The sequence below is a fragment of the Polaromonas aquatica genome, from assembly GCF_042659145.1.
In the GTDB taxonomy this organism is placed as follows: domain Bacteria; phylum Pseudomonadota; class Gammaproteobacteria; order Burkholderiales; family Burkholderiaceae_C; genus Polaromonas; species Polaromonas aquatica.
In genome coordinates this window covers 280,486-295,895 of record NZ_JBHSRS010000005.1, presented here as the reverse complement: position 1 = coordinate 295,895, position 15,410 = coordinate 280,486, and the positions used below count along the sequence as shown (strand labels likewise).

The window sequence follows — 15,410 nt, the reverse complement described above, 5'->3', positions numbered from 1 at the left end:
CAATGGCGCGGCTGCGCTGGATGCCGTAACCGTCAGGAACTCTTGCGAACCCGCAGGTACCAGTCACACAGGAGGCGAACCTGCCTCGTGGTGTAACCCTTGTCGACCATGCGGTTGACAAAATCCTCATGTTTTTGCTGCTCGTCCGCGCTGGCCTTGGCATTGAAGGAGATCACCGGCAACAGGTCTTCGGTGTTGGAGAACATCTTCTTCTCGATCACGGTACGCAGCTTCTCGTAGCTGGTCCAGGTCGGGTTTTTGCCCGCGTTGTTGGCACGCGCACGCAGCACGAAGTTGACAATCTCGTTGCGGAAGTCTTTCGGGTTGCTGATGCCGGCAGGTTTTTCAATTTTTTCCAGTTCGGCATTGAGAGCCGAGCGGTCGAAGATTTCACCGGTGTCGGTGTCGCGGTATTCCTGGTCCTGTATCCAGAAATCGGCGTAGGTGACATAGCGGTCAAAAATATTCTGGCCATACTCCGAATAGGACTCGAGGTAGGCGGTCTGGATTTCCTTGCCTATGAATTCGGCATAACGCGCGGCCAGGGTTTCCTTGATGAAGGCCAGGTACTTCTGTTCGGTTTCCGGAGGGAACTGTTCGCGCTCTATCTGCGTTTCCAGCACATACATCAGGTGCACCGGGTTGGCGGCGATTTCAGTCGAGTCGAAGTTGAATACCTTGGACAAAATCTTGAAGGCAAAACGCGTCGAAATGCCGCTCATGCCTTCGTCCACACCGGCGTAATCGCGGTACTCCTGGTAACTCTTGGCTTTCGGGTCGGTGTCCTTGAGGTTTTCGCCGTCATACACCTGCAGCTTGCTGAACATGCTGGAGTTCTCCGGCTCCTTCAGGCGCGTCAGCACCGCAAACTGCGCCATCATCTTCAACGTGCCGGGGGCGCAGACCGCGTTCAGCAGCGATGAATTGCGAACCAGTTTTTCATAAATCTTGACCTCTTCCGAAACACGCAGGCAATATGGCACCTTGACGATGTAGATACGGTCCAGGAATGCCTCGTTGTTCCGGTTGTTCTTGAACGTTGTCCACTCGCTTTCGTTGGAGTGGGCCATCACGATGCCATCAAAGGGAATCGCACCGAACCCCTCGGTGCCCTTGTAGTTGCCCTCCTGCGTGGCGGTCAGCAGCGGGTGCAACACCTTGATGGGGGCCTTGAACATCTCGACGAATTCAAGCAGGCCCTGGTTGGCCAGGCACAGCCCGCCGGAGTAGCTGTAGGCGTCCGGGTCGTCCTGGGCGTAGGTTTCCAGCTTGCGGATGTCGATCTTTCCCACCAGTGAAGAGATGTCCTGGTTGTTCTCGTCGCCGGGCTCGGTCTTGGAGATGGCGCACTGTTTCAGGATGGACGGGAAACGCTTGACCACGCGGAACTTGCGCACGTCGCCGCCGTACTCCTCAAGCCGCTTGACGGCCCACGGCGACATGACCCGCTGCAGGTAGCGCGGTGCAATGCCGTACTGGGACTCAAGCACCGGTACGTCCTCGGCATTGTTAAAAAGGCTGAGCGGCGACTCGTTGACAGGCGAGCCCTTGAGGGCGTAAAAAGGCACTTTCTCCATCAGCTGTTTGAGGCGCTCGGCGATGGAGGACTTGCCGCCGCCTACAGGCCCGAGCAGGTAGAGGATTTGCTTTTTTTCCTCCAGGCCCTGCGCCGCATGGCGGAAGTAGGACACCACCTGCTCTATCGGGTCTTCGAGCCCGTAAAAATCGCGGAAGGCCGGATAGATCTTGATGACCTTGTTGCCGAAGAGCCGCGACAGGCGCTGGTCATGCCGGGTATCGACCATTTCCGGTTCGCCCACCGCCGCGAGAATCCGCTCGGCCGCCGTCGCATAGACGAGGCGATCTTTTTTGCAGGCATCGAGGTACTCCTCGATGGACAGTTCCTCTTCCCGGGTTTGCTCGTAGCGCGTCAGGAAATTGCGGACGACATTCATAGGGCCTCCTATGCACGCGGCAACTGAAGCACTGCTGACCCCTGGAGAAAACCGCTTCAGTTTGCCGCGTAATGATTCGACTGTTTGCCTTTGATCGTTGTGCCTTATAGATTGCGGGGTCAGATGAAAAGTTCCGTTACCTCAGGCTACAGCGTACAACGTTATGCGACAGCCTGCAAAGGAAAACCGAGCTGAATTTTTTTTTTGTTACAGCAAGCAGAAAGGTGCACGATCTGCCGGAACACAAGGCCCCTGGGCGTAAAACGATTCAGGAAAGCACGTACCCGCGAACGGGACCATGGCCACCAGGATCACAAAACGCTTCTCTTTTGATAGCAGCCTGCGGCCACTGCGCTTTGGCCAGCAGCCTCTTTTAACGAGGCTTGGATTTTGGGCTCGCGGGACCGCAGGTCCAACCGGAACAACAGCGACTCACACACAGCGGTAACCCGCCTCCCCGAAGAATTGCTTTCGCTACTTGCTGACCGTGTGCGGACTGATCCCGGTAGCGGCTTCGGTCTTGCGAAAACCCGCACCGGACACGAGAAAAACGCCCGGCAGGATCAAGGCAGCGCCGACAGCATGATGCAGGCCGGGTGCTTCACCCAACAATGCCCAGGCCACAAACGCGGTGTAGAGCGGCCCGAGATAAAGCGCCACGGCTACGCGGCTGGCCCCAATCACTTTTTGCGCCCAGCCATAAATCCAGTAAGCGCCCAGGCCGGGAATCACACCGGCAACGGCAATGAGCGTCCAGGCCCTGGTGCCCCATTGCGTCAGCCCGGGCACAGTGGACTCCCACATGGCACAGGGAGCAAGCAATATCACGCCCCCCGCACAACAAGCCGCCAGCCGGGCCGTTGCGCTCAGGGTGCTTGGCCATTTCTTTTGCAGCAGGGCATAAGCTGCCCACGCAAATGTGGCGCCAACAATCCACGCATCACCGGGTACAAACTGCACGCTGCCCAGTGCAGACCATTGCCCTTTAAGCACCACGTGAAGCACACCAGCCATGGCCACCACCACCCCCGTAGCCTGCAACTTGCTGAAGCGCTCGCCAAGCCACAAGGCTGCACCAAGCCCTATCAATACAGGTGATGCAGAGTAGATAAGCGCAATGTTGACGGCCCCCGTCGAACGTGCCCCCAGGTAGACCCAGGCACCGCATACCAGCATGCCGAGAAAACCAAGAACAAGATATTGCCACCAGGTCCGGGCAAGCTCGGATCGCTTTTGCCAGAGTTCGCCGCCTGACAGGGCAAACAGCACAACAGCCGCGAGCAACCACCGACCCAAGGCCAGCGCATAGGGCCCGATCACGCCGGGCGCCATGCGCGCCACAACATAGTTGGCAGTCCAGAGTACCGGTATGAACCAGATCACCAGCAGGGCCAGCCTGACCTGGCGCGGCGTCGCCTCAGGCACAGGCGGCTTCTGCAGTGTTCATGTTTGGTTCGGGCGAGCTGTGCGCCAGAGCCATCACATCGCGCGGATGCAGGCCCTTGAGCTTATGGTCACTCCAGACCTGGCGCCAGCGGCGGCTACCCGCCAGGCCATGGCGCAGGCCCAGCATATGGCGGGCAATGGCGCTCCACGGCGTGCCATGCGCCGCGAACTCGCGCGCCATGTAATCGCACATCTGCTCTTCCACCTGTTCGCGCGTCAATACTGACGGCTCTGCCCCGAAAAAATCCGTGTCCCAGGAAGCCAGCCACCAGGGGTTGTGATAGGCCTCGCGCCCTATCATCACGCCGTCCAGTTTTTGCAGTTCACCTGCAACTTGCGCACCGGTCGTGAGGCCGCCGTTGATGGCGATCGTGAGGCCCGGAAACTCCTGCTTGAGTTTATGCACCATCTCGTAACGCAAGGGCGGCACTTCACGGTTTTCTTTCGGGCTCAGGCCCTTGAGCCAGGCATTGCGTGCATGCACGATAAAGACCTCGCAGCCCGCTTCGCTGACAGTGCCTACAAAATCACGGACGAATTCGTAACTCTCGCCCTTGTCGATGCCTATGCGGTGCTTGACCGTGACCGGTACATCCACAACATCCACCATGGCCTTGATGCAGTCGGCCACCAGCTGCGGTTCGGCCATCAGGCAGGCGCCAAACGCACCGCGCTGCACACGCTCACTCGGGCAACCGCAGTTCAGGTTGATCTCGTCATAGCCCCATTGCTCGCCGAGCCTGGCGCAATGCGCCAGGTCGGATGGCTCACTGCCGCCGAGTTGCAGCGCGACCGGATGCTCCTCGGCATTGAAGCGCAGGTGCCGTTCCACATCGCCATGGATCAATGCACCCGTGGTCACCATCTCGGTGTACAACAACGCGTGGCGGCTTAGCAAGCGGTGAAAGTGACGGCAATGCCGGTCAGTCCAGTCCATCATGGGTGCAATGGACAAACGCCAAGGGTTTTCGGCAATGGGGAAAACCGTCTCAGGCACGGTTACAGGAGAAGACTGCGGGAACATGGGCCTATTTTCCCAGAAAGCGGGAAACCCGCGTGAGGGCAGCCAAACAACCGGAAAACCACGCCCCAAGGCAAGTAACATAAGCAAAGAAAACCGTACACCCCACTACGCAAAATTTGCAGGGACCCCATGAACATGCCATCGTTGAACCAAGCCCGCCACTGCCGTTTTCCCGCGAAAGCGCTGGTAATGGTGACCACGGTGCTGCTGGGTGCCTGCACATCGGTGCCCCTGCCGCCCTGGCCATCGGCGTCTCCTCCCCCGACCAGTACACGTCCCGCACTGCAGGCATCTCCTCCAGCCCCCCAGCCCGCAGTACCGGCAGAGCCCCCCCTTGGTGTACAGGTCTCTCCCGTAGCCCGTGTACCGCCAATAACCAACCCAGCCACCAGCCTGGCCGCAGATGCATCCGCCCCGTATGGCGCAGCGGTTGCCGCGCGCTTTCCTGCACCGTCGGTGATTTACGGCACACCCGGGTTGCAGGCCGGCCGCAGCACCTTCACGACACAAGCGGAAATCCAGACCTGGCTGCGCGACCAGGCAAACGCGGCATCCCGCACGGCAGGTGTGGCCGCAGCCGTGGTGCCTGCCGGCAGGTCGCAACGCGGCGAAGCGCTGGAGGCCCTTGTGCTGGCCCGCGCTACGAACACAGACCCCGCAACCCTGATGGCCAACGGGCGGCCCACGGTGTTGCTGGTCGGCCAGCAGCATGGCAACGAGCCCGCTGGCAGCGAGGCCATGCTGGTCATCGCAAGAGAGCTCTCACAGGGCCTGCTGCAACCCCTGCTGGAACGCATCAATGTGGTGATTGTTCCGCGCGCCAACCCGGATGGTGCGGCCGGTGACCACCGCGTGACGGCCAATGGCATCGACATGAACCGCGACCACCTGCTGCTCAACACACCCGAAGCGCAATCGCTGGCGAAACTTTCGCGTGACTATCACCCGACCGTGGTGGTAGATGCCCACGAATACACAGTGGTGGGCCGCTACCTTGAAAAATTCGGCACGATACAGAAGTTCGACGCCTTGCTGCAGTACGCCACCACGGCCAACCTGCCGGAATTTTTGACCAAGGCTGCCGAAGAGTGGTATCGCCGGCCCCTCATCACCGCGCTCAAGGCCCAGGGCCTGAGCACCGAGTGGTACTACACCACCTCCAGCGACCTGGCCGACAAAAAAATCTCCATGGGCGGCACGCAAGCCGATACCGGCCGCAATGTGGACGGCCTGAAAAATGCCGTCAGCCTGCTGATAGAAACCCGTGGCGTAGGCATTGGCCGGCTGCACATCCAGCGGCGCGTTCACACGCATGTCACGGCCATCACCAGCGTGCTGGCCAGCACGGCCCAGCGCGCCTCCGAACTGAACCAGCTACGGCCCTATATCGACAGGGAAGTCAGCGGCCTCGCCTGCAGGGGTGAAGCGGTTGTCGATGCGGCCGCCACCGCGTCCCGCTACGAGCTGCTGATGCTGGACCCGGTCAGCGGGGCTGACAAGGCCATTGCAGTGGACTGGAATTCGGCACTTGCGCTGCATACCGTCAAGGCACGCGCCCGGCCTTGCGGCTACTGGCTGTCTGCAAGTTCCAGCGCAGCGGTAGAACGGCTGCGTTTGCAGGGCGTGCAGGTGCAACGCCTGGCCGAACCCGGTTCCATGCTGGGCGATGCCTACCACGAAACATCCCGCTCCACGGGTGAACGACTGGATGTACGCGGCACGATTGCCGATGGCAACAACAAGATCACCCGGGTCCAGGTCAGCCTTGCGCGGGGTGTGGTGGACGTGCCGCGCGGCAGTTACTACGTTCCGCTTAACCAGCCCCTGGGCAACCTCGTGCTTGCTGCGCTGGAGCCCGACACCCAGAGCAGCTACTTTGCCAATCAGTTGCTGGACGACCTGAACAGCACGGTGCGGGTGATGGCACCACCCACGGTCAAGCTGGAAGACATGCCCTGAATCCACGCTGACTACAGCGCGCAGCGAAAGTCAAAACAGGTAGGCCTGACCTGGGCTGGCCGCCGGCCTGAACTGGCTTAAATCGAGTTCCACGCGCTCACGGTTAAAGCCCAGGCGGTGGCAGGTTTTTTCAAAGCGCTGGCGTATCAGGTCGGCCCAGAGGCCATCGCCTTTCATGCGGGAGGCAAAGTTGCTGTCGTAATCCTTGCCGCCGCGCATCTCCTGGATACGCGCCATGATGCGTGCGGCCCGCAGCGGGTAGTGCAGATCCAGCCACTGCCTGAAGATGGGTGCCAGTTCCCACGGCAGGCGGATCACGGTGTAGAACGCCGAGCGCGCGCCGGCTTCCCATGCGGCCTCCAGCACCTGCTCCATGTCGTCGTTCACAAACGGGATTTGCGGCGCCACACTCACGCCCACAGGTACACCGTGCTCGGCCATGGTCCGTATGGTGCGCAGGCGGCGTTGCGGTGATGCGGCACGCGGCTCCATCCTTCGGGCCAGATCGCCGTCCAGTGTGGTGATGGTGACGTACACAGCGGCCAGCCGGTCCCGGGCCATCGGCGCCAGCAGGTCCAGGTCACGTTCTATACCGGCCGACTTGGTGATGATTGAAAACGGATGCCGGACCTGCTGCAGCACTTCAATAACGCCGCGCGTCAGCCGCAGTTCCCGCTCTACCGGCTGGTAGCAGTCGGTGTTCGAACCGATGTTGAGAAGGCGCGGAACGTAGCGGGGTTTGGCCAGGTCGCGGCGCAATACTTCGGCGATATTGCGCTTCGCGATGATCTTGGTTTCAAAGTCCAGCCCCGGCGACAGGTTCAGGTAACTGTGCGTGGGCCGGGCATAACAATACACACAGCCGTGCTCGCAACCGCGGTAGGGATTGAGGCTGTAGTCAAAAAAAATATCGGGTGAATCGTTGCTTGAAATGGCACTGCGCGCATCCTCAAAAAACACTTCCGTCGCCAGCCGGGGCGCTTCGCCTGCGGCGTTCTCTTCAAGCGTTCTCCAGCCGTCATCGTAGGCATGGCGAGCGTCTTTCTCAAACCGGTGCGCAATGCGCGTGGCCGTACCCCGGCCCTTGATGGCATGGATGGGGATGATGGTGTCACTCATGGCCTGGCGCCCTGTGCTGGTCTGGTGGGCAGCTGCTTTTGGCACCTACCCTTCCCAATATTACTGTATAAAATTACAGTATATAGAATTTAAAACCCTGGCACCGTCGGCACTCATGGCTTGACATGACAATGAGGCAGTCTTAAATCCAGCCTCTTTTGCCATGATCCAGCGCCCCGAGAACATATACGACAACTACCACGCCCATGTGTATTTCGGCCCTGCCACCGTGGCGCAGGCCCGGACCCTGTGCGAGCAGGCCGGCAGGCTTTTCGATCTGACGGTGGGCCGGGTGCATGAGCGCGAAGTCGGCCCGCACCCGCACTGGAGTTGCCAGCTGGCGTTTGACAGCACGCAGTTCGACCGTGTCATCCCGTGGCTGGAAAAAGAGCGCCATGGCCTGAATGTGTTTGTGCACGGCGTCACCGGCGATGACCTGGCAGACCACACCACCCACGCTTCATGGCTGGGCCAGCCAGCAGCGCTGAAGCTGGAAATGTTCAGGCGCTGATGCGCGCGGAATGTCGGGCGCCTGATTTGCTATCAAATCAATAGCTGGTTGCGCTTTATCCTCGATGGCCAGGGGCATTTTTCGCCAATAATCCGGCGCTGGCGACCGCTTTCAGGATGAAATCAGGCCTGCCTGGGACAATCGCCGCGAAGGTGCGTGCCGCGACTCCACTCCCCGGTACAGTGCCCAGCCCGCCAGCAGAGACAGAAAAAATGCCGACAGCATGCCCAGCGCGTTGGCCAGCACCCCCGTTGGCCAAAAACGGCCGACCAGCGCGTTAACGAGCAGGCACACCGGGAAGTGAATCAGGAACACTGAATACGACATCTGGCCCAGCCGCGCCAGCCATTGCCGGCCCTGCAACCAGCACACCGGCCGCATACCGGCATTCTTTTGCAGGCAGAACAGCCCAAGCGCCACCACCAGTGCCAGGGCAATCCGCCCCCTGAAATCCAGAACCAGGGCTGCCATGCCCAACAAGGCCATGGTCCACAGCCACGGGCCGCCACGCCTGTCATTCGACGCCCAGAAAGCCAGCATGCCCAGCGCATAAGAACCGAAAAAGTACAGGGCGGTCATGTCCAGGCCGGCCTGGCGGTTAAAGACAAACAGGGACAATACGGTGAGCAGCAGCACCAGCCCCACACCAAAGCGTGCGGACGTCGCCGGCCATCGGCGTGACAGGCTGCGCTGCACGCAAAAAATCAGTACGCTGAGCACAAACAGCTGCATGTCGATGGCCACGTACCAGACCCCCGCCGACAGGGCCTCCTGGCCCATCACGTCCTGCAGGAGCAGCACATGGGCAAGCAACTGCCACAAAGTGGGCGCGCCGGACACGGATGGATCGTCAAACCAGGGCCGCACCAGAGCAGACACCAGCACGCTTATGGCCAGCGCAACAAGGTAAGGCACGACCAAACGCTGGTAACGGCGAACAATCAGCCGGCCCGGCTGCGTGAAGCTGGCCACACCTTGCGGCGCCAGCGAAGCAGCCGCAAGAAAACCGCCCACCACCAGAAACACCTGGACGGCCATGCGGCCATAGTCGTACAGCCAGCCGATCAGGCCCGGCATGCGGGCATTCACCACGTCCGACATGGGCCCATAAAAAGCCAGGTGGTGCCAGACGATCAGCATACAGGCCACGGCCTTGAGTGCATCAATGCCCGGTAAACGCCTGTCTTGCTGGTTCATGAATGGCGTAAAGCTGCCGGCGTTACAGCGCCAGCCGCTGGCGCGCTTCCTGGTATTCGCGTTTGAGCTGCGCCACAAAAGCCGCCGCGCTTTGCACCTTGTTCACGGAGCCAATACCCTGCCCGCAGCCCCAGATTTCTTTCCAGGCCTTGGGTTTTTCGGCGCCGAAATTCATCTTGCTCGGATCGCTTTCCGGCAGGTTCTCGGGGTCCATGCCGGCGGCGCGAATCGACGGTGCAAGGTAATTGCCATGCACGCCTGTAAAGAGGTTGCTGTAGACGATGTCGTCGGAGCTGCCGTCAACAATGGCCTGCTTGTAGGCATCGGCGGCACGTGCTTCGTCGGTGGCAATGAAGGCCGAGCCGATGTAGGCAAAGTCGGCGCCCATGGCCTGTGCGGCCAGCACCGCACCGCCGGTCGAGATGGACCCGGACAAGGCAATCGGACCATCAAACCACTGGCGGATTTCCTGGATCAATGCAAACGGGCTTTTGACGCCCGCGTGGCCGCCCGCGCCGGCTGCCACCACGATCAGGCCATCAGCACCTTTCTCAATCGCCTTGCGGGCGAACTTATTGTTGATGACGTCATGCAGCACCACACCGCCGTAGCTGTGTGCTGCGGCGTTGATGTCTTCACGCGCCCCCAGGCTGGTGATGATGATGGGCACCTTGTACTTCACGCACAGGGCCATGTCGTGCTCCAGCCTGTCATTGGATTTGTGCACGATCTGGTTGATGGCAAACGGTGCGGCAGGCTTGTCGGGATTGGCCTTGTTCCAGGCCGCAAGCGCTTCGGTGATTTCAATCAGCCACTCTTCGAGTTGCTCTGCAGGCCGGGCATTCAGTGCGGGCATGGAGCCCACCACGCCGGCTTTGCATTGCTCGATCACAAGCTTGGGATTGCTGATGATAAAAAGCGGCGAGCCAATGATGGGCAGCGGCAGCTTGTTCAGCGGTGCGGGAAGTCTGGACATGGTGTCTTTCATCAAAATCAGGCGGAATTCATGAAAATTCAGGCTGTAGCCCGCATCTAGCAGGCGCAGCCAGCTATGCTATTTATAGCAATATCAGAACGCTTCGAGCGCCAGCGCCGTCACGCAGTCCGCGCCTTCGACAATGCTGTCGCGCATGCCGGGGGCCTTGGTCAGCAGATGGTCGGCGTAGAAGCGGGCGGTGGTGATCTTGGCCTTCATGAAATCGGCATCAACCCCCTTGGCCAGTTGCTCCTGGGCCACCAGCAGGGCGCGCGCCATTTGCCAGCCGGCCACCAGATTGCCGGCCAGCATCAGGTAAGGCACGCTGCCGGCAAAAACGGCGTTCGGGCTGGCCTTGGTGTTGCCGGCGACAAAGTCGACCACATCCACAAAAGCTTCGCGTGCGGCCTTCAGGCGTTTGGCCACAGCCACGGCATCGGCACTGCCCTGCTTGTTCAGCGCGGCTTCGGTGGCCTGGATCTGCCCGGCAATCGCCTTGGCGGTCTGCCCGCCGTCACGCGAGGTCTTGCGGCCCACCAGGTCGTTCGCCTGGATGGCCGTTGTGCCTTCGTAAATCGTCAGGATTTTGGCATCGCGGTAGTACTGCGCCGCACCGGTTTCCTCAATAAAACCCATGCCGCCATGCACCTGTACGCCCAGCGAGGTGACTTCCAGGCTCATCTCGGTGCTGTAGCCCTTGACCAGCGGCACCATGAACTCGTAGAAAGCCTGGTTCTGCTTGCGCACTTCGGCATCGGGATGGTGATGGGAGGCGTCATAAGCCGCCGCCGCAACCGAAGCCATGCCGCGGCAGCCTTCGGTATAGGCGCGCATGGTCATCAGCATGCGCTTGACGTCCGGGTGGTGAATGATGGGCGCGCTGGCTTTGATGGAGCCGTCGACCGGTCGGCTTTGCACACGGTCCTTGGCAAAAGTCACGGCCTTCTGGTAGGCCATCTCGGCAATCGCAATGCCCTGCACGCCCACGGCGTAACGCGCCGAGTTCATCATGATGAACATGTACTCAAGGCCGCGGTTTTCTTCGCCGACGATATAACCAATGGCACCGCCGTTGTCACCGTACTGCAGCACGGCGGTAGGCGAAGCCTTAATGCCCATCTTGTGTTCAATGCTGACACAATGCACATCGTTGCGCGCGCCCAGCTTGCCGTCCTTGCCCACCATGAACTTGGGCACCACAAACAAGCTGATGCCCTTGACCCCTTCAGGCGCACCGCTCACACGGGCCAGCACCAGGTGCACGATGTTCTCGGCCATGTCGTGCTCACCATAGGTGATGAAAATCTTGGTGCCAAAGACCTTGTAGGTACCATCCGGCTGTGGCTCGGCGCGGCTGCGCACCATGGCCAGATCGGAGCCGGCCTGCGGCTCGGTGAGGTTCATGGTGCCGGTCCACTGACCGCTCACCAGCTTCTCAAGATAAACCGCCTTGAGCTCATCGGAGCCGGCCGTCAGCAGCGCTTCAATCGCGCCGTCGCTGAGCAGCGGGCACAGCGCAAAACTCATGTTCGCCGAGTTGAGCATTTCACCGCAGGCAGCGCCTATGGTCTTGGGCAGGCCCTGGCCGCCAAAATCCGTCGGGTGCTGCAAGCCCTGCCAGCCGCCTTCGGCGTATTGTTTGAACGCGTCCTTGAAGCCAGGCGTGGTCGTGACGACGCCGGCCTTCAGGCTTGAGGGGTTGATATCGCCTTCCCGGTTCAGGGGCGACAACACACCTTCGTTGAACTTGGCGCACTCTTCAAGCACAGCCTGCGCCGTATCAAAACCCGCCTCTTCAAAACCGGGGATTTGCGCAACCTGGTCGATGTTGGCCAGGTGCTGTATGTCAAACAGCATGTCTTTGAGGGGGGCTTTGTAACTCATCGCTTGTCTCCCGAATTCAGATATTCAATCAATCTCACAACCAAGAAAAAAGGCACCGCGCACGATGCCTTTTTTACGCCCGGTGATTACAGTGCTGCAACCAGTTCAGGCACAGCCACAAACAGGTCAGCAACCAGGCCGTAGTCGGCCACCGAGAAGATAGGCGCTTCTTCGTCCTTGTTGATCGCGACGATGACCTTGGAGTCCTTCATGCCGGCCAGGTGCTGTATGGCGCCCGAGATACCCGCGGCAATGTAAAGCTGGGGCGCGACGATCTTGCCGGTCTGGCCAACCTGCCAGTCATTCGGTGCATAGCCTGCGTCAACGGCAGCGCGTGATGCGCCCAGTGCTGCACCCAGCTTGTCGGCCAGCGGCGTCATGACGTCGTTGAACTTCTCGGCCGAGCCCAGGGCACGGCCACCGGAGACGATGATCTTCGCGGCAGTCAGTTCCGGGCGGTCGCTCTTGGCGATTTCCGAGCCCAGGAAGGTGGACTTGCCGCTGTCGGCCACGCCTGCCGGTGTTTCGATCGCCGCGCTGCCGCCTGTGGCTGCTGCCGCATCAAAGCCGGTGGTGCGCACGGTGATGACCTTGGTCGCATCCAGGCTCTGCACAACCGCGATGGCGTTGCCGGCGTAGATCGGACGCTCAAAGGTGTCGGCGGCATCGACCTTGGTGATGTCGGAGATCTGGCCCACGTCCAGGCTTGCAGCAACGCGGGGGGCGATGTTTTTGCCAGAAGCAGTGGCGGGAAACAGGATGTGCGAGTAGGCGGATGCGATGGCCAGTACCTGCGCGGCCATGTTTTCAGCCAGGCCGTGGGCAAAATGGTCGCCATCCACGTGGATGACTTTGGCGACGCCGGCGATCTGTGCAGCCGCTTTGGCTGCGGCTTCTGCACCCTTGCCGGCCACCAGCACATGCACATCACCGCCACACTGGGCGGCTGCGGTCACGGTGTTGAGCGTGGCGGGCTTGATGGAGTTGTTGTCGTGTTCTGCGATTACTAGTGCGGTCATGTCTTCAACTCCTTAGATGACTTTGGCTTCGTTCTTGAGCTTGTCGACCAGTGCGGCGACATCGGCAACCTTCACGCCGGCGCTGCGTTTTGGCGGCTCGCTGACCTTCAGGGTCTTGATGCGCGGCTTGACATCGACGCCGAGGTCTTCAGGCTTGAAGTTGTCCAGCTGCTTTTTCTTGGCCTTCATGATGTTGGGCAAGGTCACATAACGCGGCTCGTTCAGGCGCAGGTCGGTGGTGATGATGGCCGGCAGCGTGAGCGCCAGGGTTTCCAGGCCGCCGTCGACTTCGCGGGTGACCTTGACCTTGTCGCCTTCAACTTCGACCTTGGAGGCGAAGGTGGCTTGCGGCCAGCCCAGCAGCGCGGCCAGCATCTGGCCGGTCTGGTTGCAGTCGTCGTCAATCGCCTGTTTTCCGAGGATCACCAATTGCGGCTGCTCTTTCTCGACCAGGGCCTTGAGCAGCTTGGCCACGGCCAGGGGTTGCAGTTCTTCTGCGGTTTCGACCAGGATGGCGCGGTCTGCGCCAATGGCCATGGCGGTGCGCAGGGTTTCCTGGCATTGCAGGACGCCGCAGCTGACGGCGATGACTTCGGTCACGGCGCCCTTTTCCTTGAGCCTGGTCGCCTCTTCGACGGCGATCTCGTCAAACGGGTTCATGCTCATCTTGACGTTGGCAATATCGACACCCGTGCCATCTGATTTGACGCGGACTTTCACGTTGTAGTCGACTACACGTTTGACGGGGACCAAGACCTTCATTACACGGCTCCAGAGTTTGTTAATTGACGTTTACGTAAAGGTAAGCTCTACATTCTATGCTGCGGCATGTGGATGCGGGCCGCGAGGCAGCTGCCGGGAGGATCATCCCTGGCGGCCGACAATAAAAAAGAACGGTCGTTCTATTTTATTGATTATAGAGGGCTTACCCCAAGAAATCGCGGCACCTGAAGCAACAGGTGTCCGGCGGGCTTCGGTCACCAGCCATACACGATATCAGGAACCCTTGGCCGGCTCCACCGCAGCCACAGCGGCGGTATGCACCACGCGCTGCGGATACGGGATGTCTATATGGTTGTCGCGCAGGGACTGCAGGATGCGCAAATTGATGTCTGAACGCAGGTTTTGCTGGCCGTTCTCAGGGTCGGCCATCCAGTAATTGAGCGTGAATTCCAGCCCGTCGGCGCCAAAATTGGTCAAGGCCACCGAAGGCCCGGGGTCCCGCAACACGCGGCTTTGCTTCAGGGCCGCCTCCAAGAGCAGGCGCATCACCAGCGCTGCATCGCTGTCATAACCAACAGACACCACGGTGGACTGCAGCACCCGGGTATCCGTCAGTGACAGGTTTTCAATGCGGCTGGTGATGAACATCTCGTTGGGCACGATGGACTCGCGCCCCGACGACGCGCGCACCACGGTGTAGCGGGCATTGATGTCGGTGATGCGGCCCTCGAAGGTGTCTACACGCACGTTGTCCCCTATACGCACGCTGCGTTCAGCCAGTATCACGAAGCCGCTGACATAGTTGGCAGCCAGCTTTTGCAGGCCAAAACCCACACCCACGCCCACCGCGCCGCCCAGCACCGAAAGCGCCGTCAGGTCTATGCCCACGGACGACAACGCCAGCAGCAAGCCGACAAACATCAGCACCGCGCGGGTGGCATTGCTCACCGCCTTGCGCAGGGACAACTCGCTGCCGGTGGCCGAACGCAGCAGGCGCGCCTCGATGGCCGAGGATATCCATAGCGTGATCAGGAGCACCACACCGGCCGTCAATGCGCCTTCCAGCATGGTGCGCACCGACATGGTCGAGTTGCCGACCTTCCACTTGATATCGTCCAGCTCTTCCAGGATGACGGGCAGCAGGCCGCTGACCCAGAGCACCATGGCAATCCAGGCAGCCCAGGAAATGGAGCGTTCCAGCGCGCGCACCCATGGCGCGTCCTTGAACGCCGCCTGCAATACCTTGGCCCCCAGGCGAATCAGCGCCAGCGACAGCAGCACCGGAATGGCCATCCTGAAAACCGCGAGAGGAAACACGCGCGCCAGGAAGCCCTCCACCACATAGGCCAGCAACAGCAGCAGGATGGGAAACAGCACACCGTCGATGATGCGGCGCCCAAAAAGAATCGACGACTCGTCAACCGGGCCGCTGGCACGCCTGATAACCCGCACCACCAGCCAGGCCAGCAGGGCGCAGGCGACCAGCACGGCCACCTCTATCAGCGATGAGGGCCGAAGCAAGGCATCAAACCATTCATCCAGGGTATCGATACGCACATTGGCGCGCGAGCCGGAGCCCCCCGCCGCCATGCCCCCC

General features: G+C 60.7%; 12 protein-coding genes. 2 read left to right on the top strand and 10 right to left on the bottom strand.

Going from position 1 to position 15,410, the window contains the following annotated elements; translation table 11 throughout:
- Window positions 1-32: 32 nt before the first annotated feature.
- The 3 genes from ACFQND_RS03665 to dusA form a co-directional block, all read right to left on the bottom strand.
- Window positions 33-1,955, bottom strand: coding sequence for a PrkA family serine protein kinase (locus ACFQND_RS03665; protein WP_371437428.1), 1,923 nt, complete (start codon window positions 1,953-1,955; stop codon window positions 33-35).
- Window positions 1,956-2,429: 474 nt separating this feature from the next.
- Complete coding sequence (locus ACFQND_RS03660; RefSeq protein WP_371437429.1) at window positions 2,430-3,380, bottom strand: DMT family transporter; 951 nt, start codon at window positions 3,378-3,380, stop codon at window positions 2,430-2,432.
- Window positions 3,373-4,425 (bottom strand): tRNA dihydrouridine(20/20a) synthase DusA, encoded by a 1,053-nt coding sequence (dusA, locus tag ACFQND_RS03655; RefSeq protein ID WP_371437430.1) that lies wholly within the window; start codon window positions 4,423-4,425, stop codon window positions 3,373-3,375. Before dusA ends, ACFQND_RS03660 begins: the two co-directional genes overlap by 8 nt.
- Before the next feature lie 135 nt (window positions 4,426-4,560).
- On the opposite strand from dusA, the gene ACFQND_RS03650 reads away from it, so the two are divergent.
- Complete coding sequence (locus tag ACFQND_RS03650; RefSeq protein ID WP_371437431.1) at window positions 4,561-6,384, top strand: M14 family metallopeptidase; 1,824 nt, start codon at window positions 4,561-4,563, stop codon at window positions 6,382-6,384.
- Window positions 6,385-6,414: 30 nt separating this feature from the next.
- Here the strand turns inward: ACFQND_RS03650 and ACFQND_RS03645 are convergent, their stop codons facing one another.
- On the bottom strand, window positions 6,415-7,503 hold the full coding sequence (locus ACFQND_RS03645; RefSeq protein ID WP_371437432.1) for a PA0069 family radical SAM protein: 1,089 nt from the start codon (window positions 7,501-7,503) through the stop codon (window positions 6,415-6,417).
- 163 nt (window positions 7,504-7,666) lie between these two features.
- Here ACFQND_RS03645 and ACFQND_RS03640 point away from each other — a divergent pair, with 163 nt between their 5' ends.
- The gene (locus tag ACFQND_RS03640; protein ID WP_371437433.1) at window positions 7,667-8,014 is read left to right on the top strand and encodes a DOPA 4,5-dioxygenase family protein; all 348 of its coding nucleotides are present in this window, start codon (window positions 7,667-7,669) and stop codon (window positions 8,012-8,014) included.
- Window positions 8,015-8,125: 111 nt separating this feature from the next.
- Here the strand turns inward: ACFQND_RS03640 and ACFQND_RS03635 are convergent, their stop codons facing one another.
- The 6 genes from ACFQND_RS03635 to ACFQND_RS03610 all read right to left on the bottom strand — a co-directional run bounded on the left by ACFQND_RS03635 (window position 8,126) and on the right by ACFQND_RS03610 (window position 15,403).
- A complete protein-coding gene (locus ACFQND_RS03635; protein ID WP_371437434.1) occupies window positions 8,126-9,211 on the bottom strand; it encodes an acyltransferase family protein in 1,086 nt (361 codons plus the stop codon).
- 22 nt (window positions 9,212-9,233) lie between these two features.
- Entirely contained in the window at window positions 9,234-10,187 is a 954-nt protein-coding gene (locus tag ACFQND_RS03630) for an NAD(P)H-dependent flavin oxidoreductase (RefSeq protein WP_371437435.1), read from the bottom strand.
- 93 nt (window positions 10,188-10,280) lie between these two features.
- A complete protein-coding gene (locus ACFQND_RS03625) occupies window positions 10,281-12,071 on the bottom strand; it encodes an acyl-CoA dehydrogenase (protein ID WP_371437436.1) in 1,791 nt (596 codons plus the stop codon).
- 86 nt (window positions 12,072-12,157) lie between these two features.
- Window positions 12,158-13,090, bottom strand: coding sequence for an electron transfer flavoprotein subunit alpha/FixB family protein (locus ACFQND_RS03620; protein ID WP_371437437.1), 933 nt, complete (start codon window positions 13,088-13,090; stop codon window positions 12,158-12,160).
- A 12-nt stretch (window positions 13,091-13,102) separates the two neighbouring features.
- Window positions 13,103-13,852, bottom strand: a complete 750-nt coding sequence (locus tag ACFQND_RS03615; protein WP_371437438.1) for an electron transfer flavoprotein subunit beta/FixA family protein — start codon at window positions 13,850-13,852, stop codon at window positions 13,103-13,105.
- Window positions 13,853-14,086: 234 nt separating this feature from the next.
- Entirely contained in the window at window positions 14,087-15,403 is a 1,317-nt protein-coding gene (locus tag ACFQND_RS03610; protein WP_371437442.1) for a mechanosensitive ion channel family protein, read from the bottom strand.
- Between the last annotated feature and the right edge of the window lie 7 nt (window positions 15,404-15,410).